Raw genomic sequence first — 22,534 nt, forward strand, 5'->3', positions numbered from 1 at the left:
CTAAGACCTATCGCCGCGCTCCCGCCCAATGCCATGGTGGTGACATCGAAGGGGGTGATATCCAGTCTCAACGCCGCGACTCGCGCCGCCGGCCGGAGGAAGCTCCGGCGGTGACGTGATCCGGCGACGGCTGGACAAGATCCATCGGCCTCCCGGCCCTGGTCCGGGCAGCCGATGACGTGTAGCGGTCGCCGGCGCGGACCCCTTTTCCCTCCGCGGGTTTCCCGCAAACGCGCCCAGATCCTGCGCCATGGCCACCATCACCGCGACCCTGCTGCTGCTTGTCGGCGTCGTTCTCAGCGGCTCCATCACCCGCGCTTTGCCCATCCCGGTCCCCCTGCCGCTGGTGCAGATCGCCCTCGGCTTCTCCATCGCCGCCGTAGCGGACCTGGGCGTGGAGCTTCAGCCGGACATCTTCTTTCTCCTTTTCCTGCCGCCGCTGCTGTTCCTCGACGGCTGGCGCATTCCCAAGGAAGGGCTGCTGACGGACCGGGGCGCCATCCTGGAGCTGGCGTTCGGGCTGGTGGTGTTCACGGTTCTGGGGCTGGGTCTGTTCATCAACTGGATGATCCCGGCCATTCCGCTGGCGGTCGCCTTCGCCATCGCCGCCATTCTCTCGCCCACCGACCCCATCGCGGTGTCCGCTATTGCCGCCCGCGTGCCCATTCCCAAGCGGCTGATGCACATTCTGGAGGGCGAGTCGCTGCTGAACGATGCCTCCGGCCTCGTGTGCATGCGCTTTGCGGTGGCCGCCGCGCTCACCGGCAGCTTCTCGCTGGTGGAGGCCGCCGGCACCTTCGTGTGGCTGGCCGCCGGCGGTATCGGTATCGGCATCGCCGTGACCCTGGGCGTGACCCAGGCGAAGAATTGGATTTCCCACCGGCTGGGCGAGGAAACCGGATCGCAGGTGCTCATCAGCCTGCTCATTCCCTTCGCCGCCTACCTGCTGGCCGAGCACCTCCACTGCTCGGGCATCCTTGCGGCCGTGGCGGCGGGCATCACCATGAGCTATGCCGAGCAGACTGGCCAGGCGCTCGCCATCACCCGCATGCAGCGCACCGCCGTATGGGACATGGTGCAGTTCGCCGCCAATGGCGTCATCTTCGTGCTCCTGGGCGAGCAGCTGCCCTCCATCATCTCCGGTGCCGCGCGGGTGGTGCGCGAGGCCGGGCATCACGAACCCATCTGGCTGATCGTCTATGTGCTCGCCATCAATGTGGCGCTGGCGGCGCTGCGGTTCGTGTGGGCGTGGTTCTCGCTCAATTTCACCCTCTACCGCGCCGCGCGGCGCGGCCACCGCATGGAGCGGCCAAGCTGGCGCCTGGTGGCGGTGACCTCGCTGGCGGGCGTGCGCGGCGCCATCACCCTGGCCGGCGTGCTCAGCCTGCCCATCTTCATGAATGACGGCTCCTTCTTCCCCGGCCGCGACCTCGCCATCTTCCTGGCAGCGGGCGTCATCATCGTCTCGCTGGTGGCTGCCAGCATCGGGCTGCCGGTGCTGCTGAAGGGCCTGAAGCTACCGGCCGAGCCCACCCACCAGAAGGAGGAAGACCGCGCCCGCGCCGCCGCCGCCGAGGCCGCCATCAAGGCCATCGAGCAAGCCCAGCACAGCCTCTCCAGGGGGCGCCACGATGCGGACCTCTACACGGAAATGAGCGCCCGCCTGATGGAGCTCTATCGCCAGCGCATCGACGGTCACGGCCGCGGTGGCGCCGATGGCGAGCGCTATCGCCAGGCCGAGAGCATCGAGCAGGAGCTGCGCCTTGCGGCCCTGCGCGCGGAGCGCCAGGAATTCTACCGCCGCGGTCGCGCCAACGAGCTTTCCGACGAAATGGTGCGCAAGCTGGTGCGCGAGATCGACCTTCAGGAAGCCCGCCTGCTTCCAAGCTGAGGGCGCCGGGCGGCCGCGACCCGGCGAGCCCCCTCACCGCGCGTCCTGGCTTTTGCCCGGCGGAGAGGCGCGGGAGACGGCGGCGAGATGGTCCGCCATCCACCGGGTAGCGGGGCCCAAGGCGTCGCGGGTGCGATGCACCACGCACATGGGCAGGGAAAGGCCGCTTGCGCGCCCGTCCCAATCCTCCGGCACGATGCGCACCAGATCACCGGAGGCAAGGTCCGCCTCCACCATCGGGCGCGGCATGGAGCCATAGCCCAGGCCCGCCCGCAGCATGGCGTGCTTGGCCCCAAGATCGCCGATGCGCCAGGTCTGGGTGGCATGCACCCCGCGATCAGGCTCGCCGGGCCCGGACCGCTCGGTGAGCACAAGCTGCACATAATCGCGCAGGTCCTCTGACGGCACCGGCCCGGTGCGCCCCGCCAGCGGATGGGAGGGCGCGGCCACCAGCACCAGCTCCACTTCCAGCAGCGGCACCCGCGTGAGCACCGACGTGTCGGTGGCCGAAGCCACCACCACGCCCAGCGCGCAGCCTCCGTCGGTGACGAGCTGGGCTGCGCCGCACAGGCTCTCCACATAAAGCCGGGTCTGGACCGTGGGAAAGTGCGCGCGAAAGCCCTTCAGTGCTTCCAGCAGCACCGGCATGGGAAACATGGAGTCCACCACGAGCGACAGCTCCGGCTCCAGCCCCCCGGCGATGCCGCGCGCCTCCATTCGCAGCGCGCCCACCGCCTCGGCAATGCGCCGGGCGCGCGGCAGCAGGGCGCGGCCGGCCTCGTTCAGCGTCGGGCGATAGGCATCGCGATCAAACAGCGACACGCCGCACTGCTCCTCCAGCCGCTGCACCGCATAGGTGACCGCGGACTGGGTGCGGTTCATGGCCCGGGCCGCCGCCGAGAAGCTGCCCGTTTCCACCACGGTGAGAAACACCTGGATCTGATCGAGGGTCAGGCCGTCCATATCATCATCGCATTTTTCGATATTGAATGCCGAAAGTTTCCCAGTTTTTTTCGATGATGGGAAGTCCCACATTCCCCTCACGCAAACGGCGCCTGACGCCGGACCGCGAGAAAGGGACACCCTCATGTCCAGCACCGAAACCGCAGCCACCAAGAGGTGGCCCACCTTGTTCATCGCCCATGGCGGTGGCCCCTGGCCCTTCATGGCGCCCTCGGACGACCCCTCCGCGCGGTGGGACGGGCTCGCGCACTATCTCACCGGGCTCGATGCCAGCCTGGGTGCCCGGCCGAAGGCGGTGCTGGTCATCTCCGGCCATTGGGAGGAGAGCCGCGTCACAGTCAACAGCGGCACCCGGCCGGGCATGCTGTTCGACTATTACGGATTTCCGGCGGACACCTACCGGCTGAGCTACCCGGCCCCGGGCTCGCCTGAGCTGGCGGCGCGCGTGCGCGGCCTGCTGGAGGGTGCCGGCATCGCCACTGGCGAGGATGGCGCGCGCGGCTATGACCACGGCGTGTTCATCCCCTTCATGCTCATCTATCCCCACGCCGACGTGCCGGTGGTGCAGCTTTCGCTGCAGCGTGAGCTTGATCCCAGGGCCCATCTGGCCCTCGGCCACGCTTTGGCGCCGCTGCGGGACGAGGGCGTGCTCATCGTCGGCAGCGGCATGAGCTTCCACAATCTGCGGGCCTTCTTCAGCCCGGATCCGCGCGTCGCCCTCGCCTCCGAGGCGTTCGACGCGTGGCTCACCCAGGCTGTGGAGGACAAGGACCCGGCGGAGCGGGAAGCCCGGCTCGCGGCCTGGGCCTCTGCCCCCGCTGCCCTGGCGGCCCACCCGCGCAGCGAGCACCTGGTGCCGCTGTTCGTGGCGGCTGGCGCTGCGGGAACAGATCCCGGCCGCCGCGTCTTCCACGATCACATCTTCGGCAAGGCGTATTCCGGCTTCCAGTTCGGCTGAGCGCCCGGCCCATCACACGTTCCGCGTCCTGTCGGCGAGCAGGGCGCTGACTGCCCCCGCCCTCGCCGGCATCTTTCAAGGTAACATCATGCTCTCGAACGACTTCTTCGACGCCTGGCGCCCGCGCATCCTGTCCGTGCTGCGCATCATGGCCGCGCTCATGTTCCTGGCCCACGGCACGGCGAAGCTGTTCGCCTTCCCGCTGGTGCCCATGTTCGCGAACCTGCAAATTCTGTCGCGGTTCGGCGTCGCCGGGATCATCGAGCTGGTGGGTGGCGTGCTGCTGGCGCTGGGCCTGTTCACGCGACCGGTGGCCTTCCTGCTCTCCGGCCAGATGGCAGTGGCCTATTTCATGGTGCACGCCCCGCAGAACTTCTTCCCCATCCTGAATGGCGGTGAGCTGGCGGCGCTCTATTCCTTCGTGTTCCTCTATCTTGCCGTCGCCGGCGGCGGCGCCTGGAGCCTGGACAAGCTGCGCTCCGCCGACGCCTGAGCACCCCGCTGATGCCCTCCCCGCATCACGACCGTGGGGAAGGCTTTCACTGACCGATACGACGTATCTCCAGCGCCGCCGCGGCTCGTCCACGGCGGCGTTCGTGTTTCCGCGTCAGGGCAGCGGCAGCATCATGGCGCAGCGGCGCCGACGCGGCAGGCCCGCCGCCGCCTCGCGATCTAGAATGCGCATCAAGGCGGGCGAGAGAGCGTCATCCTTCAGGGCCGCGAAGCCCAGCCGCGCATAAAAGGGCCCGTTCCACGGCACATCGCGAAAGGTCGTCAGCGTCAATGCCGTGAAGCCCCCGCCCGTGGCCCAGCCGCGCGCCGCCGCCAGCAAGGCGCGGCCGATGCCCTCCCCCTGCCGCTCGGGAACAACGCTGAGCTCATGGATGTGGAAAGCCGTGTCCAGCGCGGCGCCATTCAGAAAGCCGATAAGCCTTCCGCTGGCATCCTCCGCCACCCAGGCGCCGCCGCTGGCGATAAGCTCGCGGCGGCACGTCTCCGACTGCACCGCGTCGTCCGCAATCCAGGAGAGATCGGGCAGCGCGCGGAACACCTCCCCCGCGGCACGTTCCACGGCCGGGAGGGCGGGAGCATCGGCAGCCACGGCGGGACGGACGCGGAAACCGCCCCCCTCAGAGCGTTCCATGCCGATATTGCTCCTCACAAGCTCCGCCGTCTCCGCCCTTTGCGCGAAGGGCGGACGGAGGGAACACCTTCGGCGCACCGAATGGAGAGGCCCCTCAGGCGGTGCGGAACATCATGTCGATGCGCGTTTCGCTGGCGCGGTGGATGTGGGAACGCGCAGCTTCCTCCGCCAATTCCGGCTTGCGGGCGGTAATGGCGTCCAGGATGGCGCGATGCTCCACCAAGGCCGAAGGCGAACGCCCCGCAGCCTCGAAGGTCGTGCCCGGCAGCAGGGTCAGCGCATCGGACAATTGCGCCAGCGCCTGCGACAGGTAGCGATTACGGGCCGCCTCATAAATCGCCTGATGGAACAGGCGGTTGAAGCGGGCCGTCTCGCTCGGGTCGTCGAGCACGTCCGCGCTCTGGTCCAGCAGGTCGGCCATGGCCTTCACCTCGGACGGCGAGGCATATTGGGCGGCGAGGGCCGCGGCGGCCCCCTCCAGCACCGCGCGCAGGAAATAGATTTCCCGCACCTGCTGCATGGAGAATTGCGCCACCGCGAGGCCACGGCCGGGCACCAGCTCCAACAGGCCATCTGCGGTGATGCGCCGTATGGCTTCCCGGATGGGGGTCCGGCTAACCTTGAAGTGCTCGGCGAGGTCGGCCTCTCGCAGCCGCTGGCCCGGCTGGAACTCTCCCGACCGGATCGCATCGCGAATCCGCTGGTAGGCGTATTCCGCACGGGAAAGATTGGTGTCCGAAGGCTCGTCCATGGTCCTCTGTCATCATCTGCGAGCCGGCCGGTGACAATCGCCCCACCCCGCCGGCGCATGCCGTATCCACTCGTATACTTCGATCCGGGGCCGACTGCATCATAAGCGTGCTGTCCGCGGCCGGCCGCGCGCACATGTCGCGGCGGCCGGACGGTGTTGCCCGCGTGGTGCCACGGGGCACCCCATCCCGGGATACCCCGTCGCAAGGCATGCCCTCAGCGGCGCACGGCCACGACGGTCCGCCCGCGCACATGGCCCGCGAGGATCTCGCCGGCGAGGTCGAAGAGCTCATCCAGCCCAACCTCACGCGTCACCAGGGCAAAATCCGCCTCGGTGAGAAGGACCGCGAGCCGGTTCCATGCCGCGATCCGCCGCGCCACCGGACAATTCACCGAATCGACCCCGAGCAGCGCGACGTTGCGCAGGATGAACGGAAACACGGTGGTGACAAGCTCGGAACTGCCCGCAAGGCCGCAGGCCGCCACGGCGCCGCCATAAGCGGTGGATGCCAGCACATTGGCCAGCACCGGCCCGCCCACCGTGTCCACGGCGCCGGCCCAGCGCTCGCCCGCCAGCGGCTTGCCGGGCGCGGCATAATCGGCCCGATCCACGATGGCGCTGGCGCCGAGGCTCTTCAGGAAGTCCTCTTCGCTGCGCCGGCCGGTGAGCGCGCTCACCTTGTAGCCGAGGCGCGACAGCAGGCGCACCGCCACCGAGCCCACACCGCCCACCGCGCCCGTCACCAGCACCTCGCCGCCAGCCGCGATGCCGTGGCGCTCCAGCGCATCCACGCAGAGCATGGCGGTGAGGCCGGCGGTGCCGATGGCCATGGCCTGCCGGGGGGAAAGGCCGGCCGGCAGCTTCACCAGCCACTCGCCCTTCACCTTTGCCCGCTCGGAGAAGCCGCCGGACCAGTTCTCGCCCACGCCCCAGCCGGTGAGCACCACCTTGTCGCCGGGCTTGAAATCCACGTGTCCGCTCGCGCGCACTGTCCCGGCGAAATCGATGCCGGGCACCATGGGAAAGGTGCGCAGGATGCGCCCGAGCCCCTTCAGGGCCAGCCCGTCCTTATAATTGAAGGAGGAGTATTCCACGTCCACCGTGACGTCGCCCTCCGGAAGGTCCGCCTCGGTGATCTGCTCCAGGGCGACAGCCTGTCCCCCCTCGGCCTTGCGCGCGACCAGCGCCCGGAACGTTTCCTGCGTCATGGGCCATTCTCCCTGGCATCTTGCGGGCTTGCCGCGCTCGCGGTGCCCTTGTGCGTGCCTATTGCGGCCCGCTTTCGGAAACAAGCCCCGCCGCGGTGCGCAACCGACGGCGGCGAGCCGAGGGCGCTTCATCCCCCCGCCTTCGAGGGCTATAGGTGCGCGGTGGCGCGCGCCGGCGCGACCGCGGAACACAGTGAGGATCCGCCCATGCTTCAGGACCAGACCTACCCGAACGTCCAGCTCCATATTGACGGGATCTGGCGGGATGCCGAGGGTGGACGCCGCATCGCGGTCCTCAACCCGGCCACTGAGGAGGAGATCGGCAGCGTCGCCCACGCCTCCCGCGGCGACCTGGACGCGGCCCTGGAGGCGAGCGCCCGTGGCTTTGCCGTCTGGCGGAAGGTGTCGGCCTATGATCGCTCCAAGCTCATGCGCCGCGCCGCCGACCTGCTGCGCGAGCGGGCGGAGGGCATTGCCCGCCTCATGACCCAGGAGCAGGGCAAGCCGCTGGCGGAAGCGCGCGGCGAAACCCTCGCCGCCGCCGACATCATCGACTGGTTCGCCGAAGAAGGCCGGCGCGCCTATGGCCGCGTCATCCCCGCCCGCGCGCCGGGCGTCTACCAGCTCGTCGTCAAGGAGCCGGTTGGCCCCGTCGCGGCCTTCACGCCCTGGAATTTTCCCATCAACCAGGTGGTGCGCAAGCTGTGCGGGGCGCTCGCCGCCGGCTGCTCCATCATCGTGAAGGCGCCGGAGGAGACCCCCGCCTCCCCCGCCGAGCTCATCCGCGCCTTCGTGGATGCGGGCGTGCCCAAGGGCGTCATCGGCCTCGTCTATGGCGTGCCGGCGGAGATCAGCGAATATCTCATTCCCCATCCCACCATCCGCAAGATCACTTTCACGGGCTCCACCCCGGTGGGCAAGCACCTGGCGGCGCTGGCCGGGGCGCACATGAAGCGGGCCACCATGGAGCTGGGCGGCCACTCGCCGGTGATCGTATTCGAGGATGCCGACGTGAAGGCCGCCGCCCGGCAGATCGCCACCGCCAAGTTCCGCAATGCCGGCCAGGTCTGCGTGTCCCCCACCCGCTACCTGGTGCAGGAAAAGGTGTACCAGGAATTTGTGGACACCTTCGTGGCCGTGGCCAAGACGGTGAAGGTGGGCAACGGGCTCGACCCCGACACCACCATGGGCCCGCTCGCCAATGAGCGGCGCATCCCGGCCATGGAAGCGCTGATCGCCGATGCCCGCCAGCGCGGAGCGGAAGTGGCGACGGGCGGTGCCCGCATCGGCAACAAGGGCTATTTCTTCGAGCCCACGGTGGTGACGGGCGTCACCCGCGAGATGCGGATGATGAACGAGGAGCCCTTCGGCCCGCTGGCCATGATGGTGCCCTTCTCGGATTTCGACGAAGCCATCACCGAGGCCAACCGGCTGCCCTTCGGCCTTGCCTCCTACGCCTATACCCGCTCCGCCAAGACCGCGACAGCGGTGGCGAACGAAGTGGAAGCCGGCATGATGACCATCAACCACCTGGGCCTGGCCCTGCCGGAAGTGCCGTTCGGCGGCGTGAAGGATTCCGGCTATGGCTCCGAGGGCGGCTCGGAAGCCATCGAAGCCTATCTCAACCCGAAATTCGTCTCCCAGGCCGGCGTTTGAGCGGCCTCACCAGCGCCTGACATGAAAAAACGGCGGCTCCCGAGGAGCCGCCGTTCTTTGTTTCAGGACCGTGGAACGCAAGGCGCCGGGCGTCAGCCCTCCAGCTTGTCGATCTCCGGGGCGATGCCCTTGGAGGTGGGGGCGCCGTCGTCCAGGGCGGCGAGATAGTCCACCGCCGTCTGCCGATAGCGGGTCATGCCCTTGTATTCGGCCAGTTCCGGCCGCAGGCCGCGCAGCACGCGATGCAGGCGACGGCGCCACTTGGGCACCTTCACCAGATCGTTCAGCGGCGCCAGATAGCAGCGGATGCCGAACAGGATGGCGTTGGAGCGCGGCAGGCGGAACAGGGTCTGCAGCTCCACCCGCAGATGCACCTTGTCGCCCACATTCTCCGGCGTCACCGTGGTGCGGTCCGGACCCCACACCGGATAATTCTCCGGCGAGGTGTCGAGGCGCGGATTGATGGTCATGGTCCAGTTGAGCCGGCGCACCGGCTGGCCATATTGCAGGCGCATCAAATATTTGAGCGCGCGTTCAAACACGCCGGCCTCGTGCGCCACCGGCACCGGCCCGTGCCACTCCATGAAGCTCATGCCGATATTGAACTCGAACGACCAGTCGGCCTGGGTGGTCACCATGCCGCCGTCCACATAGAGCATGTCGTCCCGCTGGTCCTGCAGGGTAAAGTCGCCCTGCACCTGGCGGGTGATGTACTCGAACGGCCCATAGGGCAGCGTCTCGGCCTTGCCGAAGGTGAAGGTCTGGTGGATGCCCAGCGGGCGGTTCACCCAGGTCCACACGTCGCCGGCCTTCGACAGAGAGAAGTGCTCGGGATAGTCGGACGCCAGGCTCTCCATGATGAGTTCCAGCGTGTCCCATTCGGCGGTCGCCATATGGGGCAGCACCTGGCAGCGCTTGGGGTCCTCCTTCAGCACCCGCTCACGCTCGCGGCACTCGGCGATATAGTGCTCGTCAATGTCGAACGCCGCCTGGAAGGCAGCGGTGGGGCCACCCTTCACGTGGGGCTCGATGTTCACCGAGTACATGTACTCATCCTCGGGGAACGGGAACGGAAAGCGCAGGATGTCTTCCGGCGACTTCTTGAAGTTGAACATGTCGCGGAAGGTTTCTGCGGGCTTGAACTGGACGGTCATGGTCTTCCCTCCACGGCTCAAAGATCAAGGACGAGGCGCGGACCCCGGGCGCGCGACACGCACAGCATGACGAGCTTGCCGGCCGCCTTTTCCTCGTCGGACAGGAAGTCGTCGCGATGGTCCAGCTCGCCGTCCACCACGGCCGTGGCGCACTCGCCGCAGGCACCGCCCCGGCACAGGCAGGAGGCGGCCACGCCCGCCGCCTCGATGGCCTCGAGCAGGGTCTCGTTCTCCTTGACCTCCACCTCGATGCCGGAGCGCTTCAGGATGGCCTTGAACGGCAGGCCGCCGGCGGCGGCGCCGAAGCTTTCCTTGTGCACCTTGCCTTTCGGCCAGCCCAAGGCGGCGGCGGTGGACACCACCGCATCCATCAGGCTGTGCGGGCCACACACATAAACGTGGGTGCCCAGCGGCTGGCGCGCCAGCAGGCCGGCGAGGTCGAAGGCCGCGCGCCCGCCGGTGTGAATGGCAATCTCGGCGTCGTCCGAGAACGGGGCCAGCAGGCGCTCGAACACCGGCGCCTCGTCCAGGGACGAGAGCTGGTGCATCTCGCAGCGCCCGCCCCGGCTCTTCAGCTCCGCCAGGAAGGAAAGCATGGGCGTGATGCCGATGCCGCCGCCGATGAGCAGGTGCTTCTTCGCGGTGGAGGCCAGCGAGAACAGGCTGCCGGGCATGGCCATGTCCAGCACGTCGCCGGGCGCGACCTTGCTGTGCAGGAAGGCCGAGCCGCCGCGCGACTGGGACACCTTGCGCACGATGATCTCGTAGCGCGCGCGCTGCCCGGGGGCGGAAACCAGCGAATAGGCGTTCTTCATCACCTTGTCGCCGTCGCGCAGGGTGAGCATCACGTGGCCGCCCGCGGGGGCGGTGGGGAACTCGCCGCCATGGGCGGGCTCGAAGGAGAAGCGCTTGAGGGTGGGCGCGAGCTCGGTGATCTCACGCACGCGCACGCTGAGGGTTCCGGCGTTCATTTGTAGAGCTCCTCAGCTGCGGGCACCTCGCCGGGGGCCTCGGCATCCACCTGCACGCCCATGTAGGAGGCGAGGCGCTTGGAGAAATGGTCGCGGACGAACAGGGGCGCGCCGCAGCCGGTGCAGGTGACGATGGACGTGGTGACGCCATCCATCAGGGTGCGGCAATGGACGCAATAGATGCGCCGCGCCTTCGGCCCCACATGGGCAAACTGCATCTCCTGCTGCGACAGCCCGGCGGCGGAGGCGATGTTGAACGCGTCCCACAGGAACGGCTCGGCGCCCACGGCGTAGAAACGCAGGCCCATGGTTTCACGGTCCAACCGTTCCTCCAGGGCCGAGAACATGTGGGAGGCGGAGCGGAACGGGCGCACCGTGCCCGGGGCCTCGTCCATCATGGGCGCGGCCGGCAGGGCGCTGGCATGGGCCACCGTCCAGGTCTCGAAGGCGGAGGGGTCAACCCCTTCCGCCAGCACTTCGGCCGGAATCTCAGCCCCCTCGACCAACAGGAGCTGATAGCGGGCGGCTTTGTCGCCCGCGATCTTGCCATAGGTCGGTTTACTCTTGATCCCTTGGTCGCTCATCTCGTTTCCGTTCAGTACACCGCGATGGAATGGGCGACGATGACGACCACCGCGCCCAGGAGGAGCGCCAGGTAGGGCAGCAGCCCGGCGCGGGTTCCGGCACCTTCCTCAGCCTTCAGGTGCATGTCTTCCAGCATGGCCGCCGGGAACTGGCCCTTGTCCGTCACATAGTGGCGGAAGGCGAACACCGGCAGGATGAGGGCGGCGCACACGAGGCCCGTCACCAGCGTGCCGGCGCCCCAGATGTCCGCGCCCATGCCGAGCAGGGCCATGTTCACGAAGGACAGCACCACGCCGGTGCCCAGAAGCCAGTTGGGCGCCTTGAAGGGACGCTCCCAGTTCGGGCGGTCGATGCGGTGAATCCAGGCCGCGTTGAGGTTGAGGAAGTTGAACAGAATGTAGCAAGAGTTCGAGATGGCGAGCACGAACACATAGTCCGACATCATCAGCAGGATGAGGTTGAAGCCGAGGTCCGTCCACATGGCGCGGGTGGGTGCGCCATTCTCGTTCACATGCGACAGGTACTTGGGCAGCCAGCCATCCACCGACGCCTGATAGAGCGTGCGCGAAGAGCCGGCCATGGACGTGATGATGGCCAGCATCAGGGCGAAGATCAGCATCACCACGATGATGTTGTGCACCACCGGGCCACCCTTGATCATGCCCGCCATGGCGGTCGCCACCCCCATTCCGGAATAGATGTCGGCGGAGAGGATGCCGTCATAGACGGCCGGCGTCACCACATTGCCCTGGGCGTCCAGCACCGCCGGCGTCACCATCTGGCCGAGGCCGAGCACGCCCTGGAAGGCGATGGGAACCACGGTGAAGACGAAGATGCACAGAAGGCCGGAATAAAGAATGGCCTTGAAGGTGTCGCGCGCCGGGTCCTTGAACTCGCGCGTGTAGCACACGGCCGTCTCGAACGCATAAGTGGACCACGCGGCGATGAAGAGGCCGCCGGCCATCAGCGTGATGCCCGCCATGTTCCACTGGCCGGCGATCACATGGCCCGCCTCATCCTTCGCCAGCGGCGCGAACGGCCCGAGATTGGCGGCCAGCACGTCTCCCGTAAAGAGCGGCACAAGGCCGATGAGGATCAAGGGCAGCAACGCCGCGACACCGAGGATGACCTGCACCCGCGCCGTCTGGCTGATGCCCCGGTGCTGGATGGCGAAGGCGACGAGCAGCAGCGCCGCCCCCAGGAAGAAGGTGGCGTTGACGCGCAGCTCAAGGCCGCTCTTCAGCCAGTTGAGGTCCAGCAGCGTCAGCGACCAGGTGTTGATGACGGAATCGGCCGGGAACAGAATGGAAAGCACATAGCCCGCCGCCAGACCCGAGCCGATGGAGAGCACCGGAGACCAGGCGAGCCAGTTGCACCACACTGAGAACGGCGCCAGCAGCTTGGAATAGCGCACCCACGCGATGGCGCCATAAACCGAGGCACCGCCCGACTTGTGCGGGAACAGGCCGGCAATTTCGGCATACGTGAAGGCCTGAAGGAAACCGAAGGAGATGGACACGATCCAGATCACCCATGCGGGTGCGCCGACCGTGGCCGCAATGGCTCCAATGGAGAACAGGACGAGGGCCGGAACGCCGCTGGCGATCCAGAATGCCCCCGTCCAACTGATCTTTCGCTGAAGCTCGCCCGCCTCTGGGGCAGACGCCGCTTCCTTAAGCGCTGCAATGCTCATGGTTTGACCCCTCTTTCTGGAGGGAGTTTCTCCATACGAAAATTTATTGTCAATGAGGATATACAACTGACCCTAAGTAAGATCGAGCCGATTTTTTATCCATAGCGCTGCCCATTTTGCACGCACGAAGTCTATTTGGTGCGCAGCAGCATGGGGCAGTGAAGCTGACGTAGATATCTGGTGCATCAATACTTCCCACCGACCGCAGAAACGCAACCAACCCGCGCAGCGTTTGCCGCGCGGGTTGAAATGGATTGCAGTGACACACCAGGGCGCCGGCGTTGGTCTTGTCCCCGCCGCCCTTGAGCTTAAGCTCAAGGGGCGAGCGCGGGACGCCCTCAGGCGCGAACGCGGGTCTTTTGCGGGTCGAAATGGGGGAAGGGCACGATGCGGGCGGGAATGCGCTTCTGCAACCCGTCCAGCTTACCGATTTCCAGCGTCCTGCCGGTCTCGGCCTCGGCCACATCCACCCGCGCCAGCGCGATATTCGCCTTCAGGATCGGCGACTTGGTGGCGCTGGTGACGACCCCCACCTGGGCCCGGCCCACATAGAGCGGGTCGCCATGGCCCACATCCTCATTGGACTCGACGATCAGGCCGACCATCTTTCGGGCCGGATTGGCCTTGCGGCGCAACAGAGCCTCGCGGCCGACGAAATCCTCGTCCTTGTTCGCAACCGCAAAACCGATTCCGGCCTCGAAGGGGTCCGTCTGGTCGCAGAAGTCATAGCCGGCGAAGACGAGGCCCGCTTCCACCCGCAGCATGTCGAGCGCCGTCAGGCCCAGCGGCTTCATGCCCTTGGGCTCGCCCGCTGCCCACACCGCGTCCCACACGGCGGTGGCATCCTTGGGATGACACCAGATCTCGAAGCCCAGCTCACCCGTATAGCCGGTGCGCGACACCACCACCGGCGCACCCAGCGGCCCGCCGATGCGCGCCACGGCGAAGCGGAACCATTTCAGCTCGGTGATGGACGCCTGCGTGGGGGCGGTCCACATCACCTCAGAGAGGATCTCCCGGGAGAGAGGACCTTGCACCGCGATGTTATGGAGCTGGTCGGTGGAGGACTTCACCCAGGCCTTGAGGCCCCATTCGGCAGCCTTGTCGCGCAGCCACTTTCCGGTGAACTCCTCGCCGCACACCACACGGAAATTGGCCGGGCCGAGGCGGAACACGGTGGCATCGTCGATCATGCCGCCATGCTCGTAGCACAGGGCCGTATAGACCACCTGGCCCACGGTGAGCTTGCGGATGTCGCGGGTGACGGTGCGCTGAAGCAGCACTTCCGCATCCGGCCCCGTCACCTCGAACTTACGCAGGGGCGTCAGGTCCATGATGGCGGCCTTCTCGCGGCACGCCCAATATTCGGCGATGGGGCCTTCGCCCGTGAAGCACGTGGGCAGCCAGAAGCCGCGATATTCCACAAAGTTACGGGTCTTCTCCGCGATGCGCGGATGGAAGGCGCTTTCGCGCGTCAGGCGCGGCTCGGCTTCGGCATTCATGCGGAACGCTGTTCCCTTGGAGAAGTTCTCGGCGCCATCATAGACGCGCACGTGGATGTCGGTGGGCTCCCAGCCATTGGCGGAATCGATGTCGTCGGCGCAGGAGGAGGTGGCGCACACCAGATCCGTGAGCGCACGCAACAGCACATAATCCCCCGGCCGCGACCACGGCTCATCCATGGTGAGGGCGTTGGTGTGGTCGATGCCCGTATTGAAGAAGAAGTTGATGGCCGGCCAGCCGCGCTTGGGCTTGATGCCCAGGGGCTCCAGCACCGCATTGAAGTTGTCCGAGCAATTGGCGTGGCCCGGATACCCCATGTCGTCATAATATTTGGCCGAGCAGGCCAGCGCGAACGTGTCGTGCCGCCCCACCGTGTCGCGGATGGTTTCCACCAGCGCCACCTGGCGCTCGTCATAATACTTGGAGTGGAGCCCCGGTCCGGGATAGGCCGAGCCCATGAGCGTGCGCGTGGTGGTGGCATCCAGGCCATATTCCTGGCCCCGCTCCAGCGCCGCCGCGTCAAAGGCCAGGAAGTCCGAGCACTGGCGACCAGAAACATCGATGATCTGGATATAGTCGCCCGCCTTCACCGTATAGACCCGCGCCTCGGCGGCCGGCACGCGAAGGTCCAGCTTCACCGCGCCCAAGGGCGGCGGCAGGGGCACCTCGGCGCCGGGAATGCGGGTGATGGAGACGAGCAGCTCGGTGGGCGGCGCCTGCTCGTCCGGCGCCATGGCGACGCCGGGGGCGCTGATCACCACCATGAGGTCGGTGGCGCTGGTCAGCGTGACGCTGCGGCCCGGCTCCTCCTGCGCGGCAAGCACCGGAACGGCCTTCTGCGCGGCAGGATCCACGCCGCGCGCCGAGAGCAGGCGGGCGATGTCTGTCGCCCCCTCGCCGCCGGCCGCGAGCACCACGGAGAGGCTTTCACCCTCCGCGCCATCCAGACCCAGCCCGGCCCCGGCGGGGCGGCCCGTCACGTCAATGGCGAAAAGGTGCGCGGCTTGCAGCCCCTCGGGATCGACAATGGTGATCGCGTCACCGGCATGGAGCTGCGCCATGCCGCAGCCGCCCCCGCGCACCACGAAACGCTCGCCCGCGCGCGGGCCCACCGGCTCGCGGACACCGGCCACGGGCAGAAGAGACGCGTCCATCACACCCCCATCTCACCTGCGGGCGCCCGAGGCGCCCGCCACTCCCATCAGTCTTCCGAGACGGCCGGAAGACGCCTACTCGACGGTGGCCAGCACACGATAGCGGCCCCGGTAATAAAGCAGCGGCGGCTCTTCCCCTTCCGCGTGCATGTGCACGACGCGGCCGACGAAGATCACATGGTCGCCGCCATCGTAATGGGCATAGGGCACGCACTCGAACACGGCATGGGCCGGCATCAGGCGCGGCGCGCCGCTCGGGCCATGCTCCCAGCTGGTGCCCGCGAACTTGTCCTCGCCAGCGGTGGCGAAGCGGTTGGAGACATCCTGTTGATCTTCCAGCAGGATGTTGACCGAATAGGCATCGACCTTCTCGAAACGCGACAGCGACAGCAGCTTGCGGGCCATGCAGAACAGGATCAGCGGTGGATCGAGGGAGACGGCCGAAAAGGAATTCACCGTCACGCCCATGAGCCCCTCATCATCACCCGCCATCACAACGGCGATGCCGGTGGCGAAGCGGCCGAGCGCGTTGCGCAGCTCGCGCGGGTCGAGGCGGGCGTCGAGATCAATGCTGGTCATGGGGCAATCCCTGGGAAAATCTCACGGATGAAACAGCGGCCGGCGCGCGCGGCGCCCGGCAGGGAACGCCCGCCCCGGCGGGGGCGGGCGGTGGCCTTTTCCGCCAACGGGTGCGGAAGAGGCCAGCACCCTACGATGATACGGAAGGTTCTCATCGCGGGGCACATGGGGCGAAAGATCAGGCCACCTTGGCGGTCTTGATCTCGGAGAGCAGCTTCTCGGCGAAGGCGCGCTTCTCCTCGTCATCCATCTTCTTGACCTCGTTGTTCAGCACACGAGTATTGATGGACTTGTTCCAGTAGTCGAGCACTTCGAAGCCCAGCAGCGAGGCCTTGCCCACGAACTGCCGCAGCACCTCGTTGGTGGGGCCCATCACCCAGCCGGCCTTGCCGTCGCGCAGATAACGCTCGATCTCCAGCGCCGGGCGATAGCCGGTGCCGCCGGTGGCATGCATCATCTTGTCGACCACATGGGTGACGTTCTTGGAGGCGGTGAACTTGAGCTGCCACAGCCAGTGCAGCAGCGGCGAGCGCGGCAGCACGTCCACGTCCTTGTGGATCGACCAGTCGCAATTGTTGGTCGCCTGATCGAGCGCCGCCGCCATCTGGAAGTCGAAGGCGCGCACCGTGTTGGTGTCCATGATCGCCTCGCCCACATAATCCTGGATGGTGGGATAATCGGCGACGCGCATGCCCACGTCATTATGGGTCTTGCGGGTGGTGTGGCGCTTGGCAATGTCGATCACTGCCATGGAGATGCCATTCCAGCAGGCGGAAGACATGGTGAGGAAGAACGGGTCCACCACCTCGTCATTGGACTTGGCGCCATCGCCGATCGGCCCAACCAGAGCGTGCTTCTCAATCACCACATTGTCGATGACGATGGGGCCGGACTGGTTGCCGTGGAGGCCGAGGCCGTCCCACTCTGCCGGGTTGGACTGCACCTGGTCCTTGGTGACGAGGAAGCAGGAAAGGTCCGAATAGTCGCCCGAGAAGCCGGGGCTGGTGGTCTGGATGATGTACCAGTCGGCAAAGCCGCCGGACGTGGTCCAGGACGCCTTCTTGGTCACCTTCCAGCCATCGCCATGGGCTTCGGCCTTGGAGGAGATCGGGTACCAGAAGTGCGAGCCGGTCTCCGGATCCGAGTAGGAAAGGGTGCCGATGAGCACGTCCTTGTCCAGCCGCTTCAGGATGTCGGTGAGCACCGGGTTGCCGTGGTGGCGCAGCAGCGCGGCCGCCGTGGCGCCCAGATGCATGGTGTAGCACATGGCCGTGGAGGGGCAGCCGTAGCGGGCGATGGTTTCCACCACCATCGCGGCGCACACATGGTTTTCACCCAGGCCGCCGAGCTCCTTCGGCACATTCAGGCTGAGAAGTCCGAGGGTGGCCAGGGCCTCGAAATTCTTGCGCGGATAGATATACTTCTGATCGCTCTCAATGGCGTTCGCGCGCAGGGTGGTCTCGCACAGAGCAATGAGCTTCTTCTGCAGCTCTTTCTGAGCCGGCGTCAGCAGCCATTGCGGGTCCCACTCGAAACCGAGGCCCCAATACTGCTCTGCACCCCACATCTTGACATCGGACATGACATAAGCTCCGCCAGGGCCGGTCCCTGACCTCGGGCCGGCCTGCAGTTGCGCCTTTCGGCGATCTGTTCCCCTCAGTGAACTTTTTTGACGCCGCAGAAACACACTGCCATCGATTGCGCGCTGTGCAAGCCCATTGATTGAGCATGAAACGGTCATTTCATGTGCAAGCGCAGCAAAGCTCCGGAAAGACAGGATGAGACGGGATCAATTCTTGGGCGGCGAGAACAATGAATTTCTTCACAAGAAAAGTAATTGACACCTAATGGGTGCCCTTTCAGGATGCGCGCCACAGGCGGAAGCCGCTCGCACGAATGCGGCGGCATCCTCCGCCAGTGTCCACAAGCGAAGGCCGTCGGGCCGGCAAGTGCGTTCAAAGAGGGGATGAGGATGACTGAAACCGTTTGGCGCCAATCGATTCTCAACGGGCGTCACCGCGAGCTCGGCTCGAAGCTCGAGGAATCGTGGAACAACATGGCCATACCCCAGCACTATGCCACCTGCCCCTATGAGGAGACCGGGGCAGTGCGCTACAAGGCCGGCCTCATCGACGTCTCGGCGCTGAAGATCATCAATGTCAGCGGCAAGGACGCGCTCGCCTTCATCAACCAGCTGGTCACCGCCGACATCGCCAAGGTGCCCGCCGGCCGCTCCATGATCGCCTCTTTGGTGGACGACAATGGCGGCCTCATCGATGACGTGCTGATCTATGTGGACGGGCCGGAGAATTTCCGCCTTTCCCATGGCGGCGGCGCGCTGGAAGAAGCCCTGCCCGTGGTCGCCAAGGGGTTCGACGTCACCTATGAGCGTGATGACGACATCCACATCCTCTCGCTCCAGGGCCCCAAGGCGCTCGACATCCTCGCGCCGCACACGCCCATGGACCTGAAGGCCCTGCCCTATTTCGGGCATGGCAAGACCACCCTGTTCGGCGTGCCGGTCTCGCTGGCCCGCGGCGGCTATTCCGCCGAGCGTGGCTATGAAGTGTTCTGCGCGGCCAAGGACGCCGTGGACCTGTGGGACAAGATCCTGGAGGCGGGCAAGCCGTTCGGCGCCATGGCCGTGTCGTGGGACTGCCTGGACATCGTCCGCGTGGAAGGCGCCCTGCTCTTCTTCCCGTTCGACATGCCCCACAAGGACACGACCCCCTGGGAAGTGCTGATGGACTGGTCGGTGGACCTCACCAAGCCGTCCTTCCGCGGCAAGGAGGCCCTCATCAAGCGCAAGGGCACCGAGCGCACCCACCAGGCCGGCATGGAGGTACTCTCCGCCGCGGCGGTCACCCCCGGCTCGAAGATCTTCAAGGACGGCGCCGAGGTGGGCGTGGTGAACTCGGTCACCTACAGCCAGCACCTCATGAAGTCGCTGGCCCTCGTCTCGCTCAAGCCGGACGTGACCGCGCTCGGCACCGCGCTCACAGTAAAGGACGGCGACGCCACCTTCGAGGCCAATGTGGTGCGCACGCCCTTCTACGACCCCATGCGCCTGCGCACCCACCCGCTGGACGAGCGCGCCTGAGGCGACGACTTCTTCTTCCGGGGCGGCCCCAGCACCGCTCCGGAAGGAGCAATTGATCTTTATGCAGGCAAATCGGTGTGCAAAATTTCGGCAGAATGCCCGAAGAACGCCGTTGCCTTCAGGGTATCACCTGCGTTTTATAAACGTATTGAGTTGGCGGCTAGGGTTCCGGCCTCATTGAGGCGCTGGTCCGAGAGCTGCTACCCGAGCGGGAGAAATCCGCACGGGCACGGCGGGGCAAAATCCCGGGAGACCTCAGTGGCCAGGAATTGGCATCACTAAAGGTCTCGCCAATTCCAGGTCTCGATAGGATCTCGCGTCAAAGCAAGACGCGCATCGAACCACGAGGGGAATTGGCGATGTCAGGCAAATACCACATCAAGAACATCCTCAAGGCCGGCGCGTTGGCGCTGGGTGTCCTCGCGGCCAGCGTGCCCCTGATGGCGCACGACGCATTCGCCGCGCCGAAGAAGGACTTCAAGCTCGCCTGGACTATCTATGTGGGCTGGATGCCCTGGGGCTGGGCGAAGGACGCCGGCATCGTCAAGAAGTGGGCCGACAAGTACGGTATCAATATCGACGTCGTTCAGGTGAACGACTATGCCGAATCGATCAATCAATACACGGTAGGCGGCTTCGACGCGCTGACCGTCACCAACATGGACGCCCTCTCCACCCCGGCGGTGGGCGGCGTGGACACCAGCGCCGTCATTATCGGCGACTTCTCCAACGGCAATGATGCCGTGATCCTGAAGGACAAGGACAAGCTGGCCGACATCAAGGGCCAGAAGGTCAATCTCGTCGAATTCTCCGTTTCCCACTACCTGCTGGCCCGCGCCCTCGCCTCCATCAATCTGTCGGAAAAGGACGTGAAGGTGGTTTCCACCTCCGACGCCGACATGGCCGCCGCCTGGAAGACCCCGGACGTGACCTCTGTGGTCACCTGGAACCCCATCGTCTCCGAGATCCTGGCCGACCCGAAGGCCCACAAGGTGTTCGATTCGTCGCAGATCCCCGGCGAGATCATGGACCTCACCGTGGTCAACACCCAGACGCTGAAGGACAACCCCGCCTTCGCCAAGGCCCTGGCCGGCATCTGGTATGAGACGCTCGCCATCATGACCTCGGACACGCCGGAGGGTAAGGCCGCCCGCGAGGCCATGGGCAAGGCCTCCGGCACCGATCTCGCCGGCTTCGAATCGCAGATGGCCGCCACCAAGCTGTTCGCCAAGCCGGCCGAGGCCGCCGCCTTCGCGCGCTCTCCCGAAGTGGGCGCCACCATGGACAAGGTGCGTCACTTCCTGTTCGACCATGGCCTGCTCGGCAATGGCGCCCCCTCCGTGGACGTGGTCGGCATCGAGCTCGCCGACGGCAAGGTGCTGGGCGACAAGGCCAATGTGAAGTTCCGCTTCAACGACGCCTACATGTCGGACGCCGCCGCCGGAAAGCTCTGAGCCCCAAGCTCCGCCGCGGCGCCTGCGCGAAAGCGGCTCGGCGCCGCCCGGGGGCGGGGTCCCTCAGCCCCGCCCCTCCTTCCCCGAACGCCCCCGCAGCACCGGCGCGCCCGGCGCGCCCGGCGCAGCCCCAGCCGAATCCCGCCGAGAGAGGACCGTCGATGCGTCTCGTCAATCGATCGCCCGCCAAAGGATGGGCCCGTGTCCTGGCGCTGCTGCCCTTCGTCGCCGTGCTGGTGCTCTATCTGATCGCTTCCGCCGTGCGGCTTTCGGAGAACCCGGCCGACAAGCTCCTCCCGTCGCTGGCGACCATCGGCGACGCCATCGTGCGCATGGCCTTCACGGTGGATGTGCGCACCGGCACCATCCCCCTGTGGAACGACACGGCAGCGAGCCTCGGCCGCCTGTTCGCGGGTCTGGGCATCGCCACCCTCATCGGCGCGGTGCTCGGCATCGCCATCGGGGTGCTGCCTTATCTTCGGGCACTGCTCGGCCAGTTCGTGGCGGTGGTGTCCATGGTGCCGCCGCTCGCCATCCTGCCCATCCTGTTCATCACCATGGGGCTGGGCGAGGCCTCGAAGATCGCGCTGATCGCCATCGGCATCGCCCCGCTGCTCGTCCGCGATATCGCCTTGCGGGTGATGGACATGCCCCACCAGCAATTCATCAAGGCGCAGACGCTGGGCGCCTCGTCCTGGACGCTGGTGCTGCGGGTGGTGCTGCCGCAGATTTTGCCCCGCCTCATCGATTCGGTGCGCCTCCAGATCGGCCCCGCGTGGCTGTTCCTGATCTCGGCGGAGGCCATCGCCTCGGAGAGTGGGCTTGGCTACCGCATCTTCCTGGTGCGCCGCTATCTCGCCATGGACGTGATCCTGCCTTATGTCGCCTGGATCACGTTCCTCGCCTTCCTCATGGAAATCGCGTTGGTGCTGCTGCAGCGCCGCGCCTTCCCCTGGTTCGCCGCCGCGAGGACCGCCCAATGAGCCTCATCAGCGTCCGCCACCTGTGGAAGGAGTACGATGACCGCGTCGTGCTCGAGGACATCAACCTGGAGATCGAGGAGCGGGCCTTCGTGGCGCTGGTCGGCCCCTCCGGCTGCGGCAAGACCACCTTCCTTAAGATGCTGCTCTCAGAAGAGGTGCCCACCCGCGGGGTCATCGAGCTGGACGGCAAGCCCATTCCGGCCGAGCCGGGCCCCGAGCGGGGGGTGGTCTACCAGCGCTATTCCGTGTTTCCGCATCTGACGGTGCTGGGCAACATCGTATTGGCGAAGGATCTGGGGGCGCGCAACATCGGCGGCCGGCTGCTCGGGCGCGTGTTTGGCGCCGAGCTGCACGCCGCCAAGGCGAAGGCCCGCGAGCTATTGGACGCGGTGGGCCTCTCCCACGCGGCGGACAAGTATCCAAGCCAGCTTTCCGGCGGCATGCAGCAGCGCCTCGCCCTGGCCCAGGCTCTGATGGCCGAGCCCCGTGTTCTGCTGCTGGACGAGCCCTTCGGCGCCCTCGATCCGGGCATCCGGGCCGACATCCACGTGCTGATGCGCAAGCTGTGGCACGAGCGCGCCCTCACCGCCGTGATGGTGACCCACGATCTGCCCGAGGCATTCGGCCTCGCCACCCGCGTCATCGCCTTTGAGCGCCGGCGCGACGAGCCCTCCGACGGCGGACGCTATGGCGCCCGCATCGCCAAGGATATCGGCATCTGGCCGCCCCGCATCGCGGGCGCGCCGGCCGCCCATCCCTGAGCTGAACCTCTCTCCTCCCGGCCGGG

Annotated in this window: 19 protein-coding genes and 1 riboswitch; of the genes, 8 read left to right on the plus strand and 11 right to left on the minus strand. The window is 66.7% G+C overall.

Annotated elements, in window-relative coordinates:
• Nucleotides 1–250 precede the first annotated feature (250 nt).
• Nucleotides 251–1,891: a Na+/H+ antiporter gene (locus tag L0966_RS16155; protein ID WP_234052991.1), complete on the plus strand. Its 1,641-nt coding sequence runs from the start codon at nucleotides 251–253 to the stop codon at nucleotides 1,889–1,891.
• A gap of 33 nt (nucleotides 1,892–1,924) precedes the next feature.
• Here L0966_RS16155 and L0966_RS16160 read toward each other — a convergent pair whose 3' ends face one another.
• The gene (locus tag L0966_RS16160; protein ID WP_234052992.1) at nucleotides 1,925–2,854 is read right to left on the minus strand and encodes a LysR family transcriptional regulator; all 930 of its coding nucleotides are present in this window, start codon (nucleotides 2,852–2,854) and stop codon (nucleotides 1,925–1,927) included.
• Nucleotides 2,855–2,978: 124 nt separating this feature from the next.
• Here L0966_RS16160 and L0966_RS16165 point away from each other — a divergent pair, with 124 nt between their 5' ends.
• Both L0966_RS16165 and L0966_RS16170 read left to right on the plus strand, forming a co-directional pair.
• Nucleotides 2,979–3,812: a class III extradiol ring-cleavage dioxygenase gene (locus L0966_RS16165; protein ID WP_234052993.1), complete on the plus strand. Its 834-nt coding sequence runs from the start codon at nucleotides 2,979–2,981 to the stop codon at nucleotides 3,810–3,812.
• 88 nt (nucleotides 3,813–3,900) lie between these two features.
• Nucleotides 3,901–4,305, plus strand: a complete 405-nt coding sequence (locus L0966_RS16170; RefSeq protein ID WP_234052994.1) for a DoxX family protein — start codon at nucleotides 3,901–3,903, stop codon at nucleotides 4,303–4,305.
• A 114-nt stretch (nucleotides 4,306–4,419) separates the two neighbouring features.
• Here L0966_RS16170 and L0966_RS16175 read toward each other — a convergent pair whose 3' ends face one another.
• From L0966_RS16175 to L0966_RS16185, 3 genes are all read right to left on the minus strand, one after another.
• Nucleotides 4,420–4,956 (minus strand): GNAT family N-acetyltransferase, encoded by a 537-nt coding sequence (locus L0966_RS16175; RefSeq protein ID WP_234052995.1) that lies wholly within the window; start codon nucleotides 4,954–4,956, stop codon nucleotides 4,420–4,422.
• A gap of 94 nt (nucleotides 4,957–5,050) precedes the next feature.
• Nucleotides 5,051–5,707 carry a GntR family transcriptional regulator gene (locus L0966_RS16180; protein WP_234052996.1) on the minus strand — a complete coding sequence of 219 codons (657 nt, stop codon included), beginning with the start codon at nucleotides 5,705–5,707 and terminating at the stop codon, nucleotides 5,051–5,053.
• A gap of 215 nt (nucleotides 5,708–5,922) precedes the next feature.
• Nucleotides 5,923–6,915, minus strand: a complete 993-nt coding sequence (locus tag L0966_RS16185; RefSeq protein ID WP_234052997.1) for an MDR family oxidoreductase — start codon at nucleotides 6,913–6,915, stop codon at nucleotides 5,923–5,925.
• A gap of 207 nt (nucleotides 6,916–7,122) precedes the next feature.
• Between L0966_RS16185 and L0966_RS16190 the strand changes: the two genes are divergently transcribed.
• Entirely contained in the window at nucleotides 7,123–8,571 is a 1,449-nt protein-coding gene (locus L0966_RS16190; protein WP_234052998.1) for an NAD-dependent succinate-semialdehyde dehydrogenase, read from the plus strand.
• Between the two features lie 92 nt (nucleotides 8,572–8,663).
• Here the strand turns inward: L0966_RS16190 and L0966_RS16195 are convergent, their stop codons facing one another.
• The 7 genes from L0966_RS16195 to L0966_RS16225 form a co-directional block, all read right to left on the minus strand.
• Complete coding sequence (locus tag L0966_RS16195; RefSeq protein WP_234052999.1) at nucleotides 8,664–9,725, minus strand: DUF3445 domain-containing protein; 1,062 nt, start codon at nucleotides 9,723–9,725, stop codon at nucleotides 8,664–8,666.
• A gap of 17 nt (nucleotides 9,726–9,742) precedes the next feature.
• Nucleotides 9,743–10,696: a PDR/VanB family oxidoreductase gene (locus L0966_RS16200; RefSeq protein ID WP_234053000.1), complete on the minus strand. Its 954-nt coding sequence runs from the start codon at nucleotides 10,694–10,696 to the stop codon at nucleotides 9,743–9,745.
• Nucleotides 10,693–11,280, minus strand: a complete 588-nt coding sequence (locus tag L0966_RS16205; RefSeq protein WP_234053001.1) for a dimethylamine monooxygenase subunit DmmA family protein — start codon at nucleotides 11,278–11,280, stop codon at nucleotides 10,693–10,695. The genes L0966_RS16200 and L0966_RS16205 overlap by 4 nt, the downstream gene beginning before the upstream one ends.
• 11 nt (nucleotides 11,281–11,291) lie before the next feature.
• Nucleotides 11,292–12,974: an APC family permease gene (locus L0966_RS16210; protein WP_234053002.1), complete on the minus strand. Its 1,683-nt coding sequence runs from the start codon at nucleotides 12,972–12,974 to the stop codon at nucleotides 11,292–11,294.
• 338 nt (nucleotides 12,975–13,312) lie between these two features.
• Nucleotides 13,313–15,631 (minus strand): DUF1989 domain-containing protein, encoded by a 2,319-nt coding sequence (locus tag L0966_RS16215; RefSeq protein WP_234053003.1) that lies wholly within the window; start codon nucleotides 15,629–15,631, stop codon nucleotides 13,313–13,315.
• Between the two features lie 75 nt (nucleotides 15,632–15,706).
• Nucleotides 15,707–16,210: a flavin reductase family protein gene (locus L0966_RS16220; RefSeq protein WP_234053004.1), complete on the minus strand. Its 504-nt coding sequence runs from the start codon at nucleotides 16,208–16,210 to the stop codon at nucleotides 15,707–15,709.
• Nucleotides 16,211–16,388: 178 nt separating this feature from the next.
• A complete protein-coding gene (locus L0966_RS16225) occupies nucleotides 16,389–17,792 on the minus strand; it encodes an acyl-CoA dehydrogenase family protein (protein WP_234053005.1) in 1,404 nt (467 codons plus the stop codon).
• Between the two features lie 390 nt (nucleotides 17,793–18,182).
• Between L0966_RS16225 and L0966_RS16230 the strand changes: the two genes are divergently transcribed.
• From L0966_RS16230 to L0966_RS16245, 4 genes are all read left to right on the plus strand, one after another.
• Nucleotides 18,183–19,310, plus strand: coding sequence for an aminomethyltransferase family protein (locus tag L0966_RS16230; RefSeq protein ID WP_234053006.1), 1,128 nt, complete (start codon nucleotides 18,183–18,185; stop codon nucleotides 19,308–19,310).
• Between the two features lie 149 nt (nucleotides 19,311–19,459).
• A riboswitch (guanidine-I (ykkC/yxkD leader) is annotated at nucleotides 19,460–19,564 on the plus strand.
• A gap of 105 nt (nucleotides 19,565–19,669) precedes the next feature.
• The gene (locus L0966_RS16235) at nucleotides 19,670–20,764 is read left to right on the plus strand and encodes a putative urea ABC transporter substrate-binding protein (RefSeq protein ID WP_370640764.1); all 1,095 of its coding nucleotides are present in this window, start codon (nucleotides 19,670–19,672) and stop codon (nucleotides 20,762–20,764) included.
• Nucleotides 20,765–20,925: 161 nt separating this feature from the next.
• Nucleotides 20,926–21,747 carry an ABC transporter permease gene (locus tag L0966_RS16240; RefSeq protein WP_234053007.1) on the plus strand — a complete coding sequence of 274 codons (822 nt, stop codon included), beginning with the start codon at nucleotides 20,926–20,928 and terminating at the stop codon, nucleotides 21,745–21,747.
• The gene (locus L0966_RS16245; protein ID WP_234053008.1) at nucleotides 21,744–22,508 is read left to right on the plus strand and encodes an ATP-binding cassette domain-containing protein; all 765 of its coding nucleotides are present in this window, start codon (nucleotides 21,744–21,746) and stop codon (nucleotides 22,506–22,508) included. The genes L0966_RS16240 and L0966_RS16245 overlap by 4 nt, the downstream gene beginning before the upstream one ends.
• The last annotated feature ends 26 nt before the right edge of the window (nucleotides 22,509–22,534 follow it).

The sequence above is a fragment of the Xanthobacter sp. NM-59 genome (genome assembly GCF_021401125.1).
In the GTDB taxonomy this organism is placed as follows: domain Bacteria; phylum Pseudomonadota; class Alphaproteobacteria; order Rhizobiales; family Xanthobacteraceae; genus Xanthobacter.

Excerpts from the sequence above, each read along its gene's own strand:
- L0966_RS16240 (WP_234053007.1), top strand. The coding sequence starts at position 20,926 with ATGCGTCTCGTCAATCGATCGCCCGCCAAAGGATGGGCCCGTGTCCTG.
- L0966_RS16175 (WP_234052995.1), bottom strand. The coding sequence starts at position 4,956 with ATGGAACGCTCTGAGGGGGGCGGTTTCCGCGTCCGTCCCGCCGTGGCT.
- L0966_RS16180 (WP_234052996.1), bottom strand. The coding sequence starts at position 5,707 with ATGGACGAGCCTTCGGACACCAATCTTTCCCGTGCGGAATACGCCTAC.
- L0966_RS16245 (WP_234053008.1), top strand. The coding sequence starts at position 21,744 with ATGAGCCTCATCAGCGTCCGCCACCTGTGGAAGGAGTACGATGACCGC.
- L0966_RS16200 (WP_234053000.1), bottom strand. The coding sequence starts at position 10,696 with ATGAACGCCGGAACCCTCAGCGTGCGCGTGCGTGAGATCACCGAGCTC.
- L0966_RS16205 (WP_234053001.1), bottom strand. The coding sequence starts at position 11,280 with ATGAGCGACCAAGGGATCAAGAGTAAACCGACCTATGGCAAGATCGCG.
- L0966_RS16190 (WP_234052998.1), top strand. The coding sequence starts at position 7,123 with ATGCTTCAGGACCAGACCTACCCGAACGTCCAGCTCCATATTGACGGG.
- L0966_RS16210 (WP_234053002.1), bottom strand. The coding sequence starts at position 12,974 with ATGAGCATTGCAGCGCTTAAGGAAGCGGCGTCTGCCCCAGAGGCGGGC.
- L0966_RS16220 (WP_234053004.1), bottom strand. The coding sequence starts at position 16,210 with ATGACCAGCATTGATCTCGACGCCCGCCTCGACCCGCGCGAGCTGCGC.
- L0966_RS16195 (WP_234052999.1), bottom strand. The coding sequence starts at position 9,725 with ATGACCGTCCAGTTCAAGCCCGCAGAAACCTTCCGCGACATGTTCAAC.
- L0966_RS16225 (WP_234053005.1), bottom strand. The coding sequence starts at position 17,792 with ATGTCCGATGTCAAGATGTGGGGTGCAGAGCAGTATTGGGGCCTCGGT.
- L0966_RS16155 (WP_234052991.1), top strand. The coding sequence starts at position 251 with ATGGCCACCATCACCGCGACCCTGCTGCTGCTTGTCGGCGTCGTTCTC.
- L0966_RS16170 (WP_234052994.1), top strand. The coding sequence starts at position 3,901 with ATGCTCTCGAACGACTTCTTCGACGCCTGGCGCCCGCGCATCCTGTCC.
- L0966_RS16235 (WP_370640764.1), top strand. The coding sequence starts at position 19,670 with ATGTCAGGCAAATACCACATCAAGAACATCCTCAAGGCCGGCGCGTTG.
- L0966_RS16160 (WP_234052992.1), bottom strand. The coding sequence starts at position 2,854 with ATGGACGGCCTGACCCTCGATCAGATCCAGGTGTTTCTCACCGTGGTG.
- L0966_RS16215 (WP_234053003.1), bottom strand. The coding sequence starts at position 15,631 with ATGGACGCGTCTCTTCTGCCCGTGGCCGGTGTCCGCGAGCCGGTGGGC.
- L0966_RS16165 (WP_234052993.1), top strand. The coding sequence starts at position 2,979 with ATGTCCAGCACCGAAACCGCAGCCACCAAGAGGTGGCCCACCTTGTTC.
- L0966_RS16185 (WP_234052997.1), bottom strand. The coding sequence starts at position 6,915 with ATGACGCAGGAAACGTTCCGGGCGCTGGTCGCGCGCAAGGCCGAGGGG.
- L0966_RS16230 (WP_234053006.1), top strand. The coding sequence starts at position 18,183 with ATGACTGAAACCGTTTGGCGCCAATCGATTCTCAACGGGCGTCACCGC.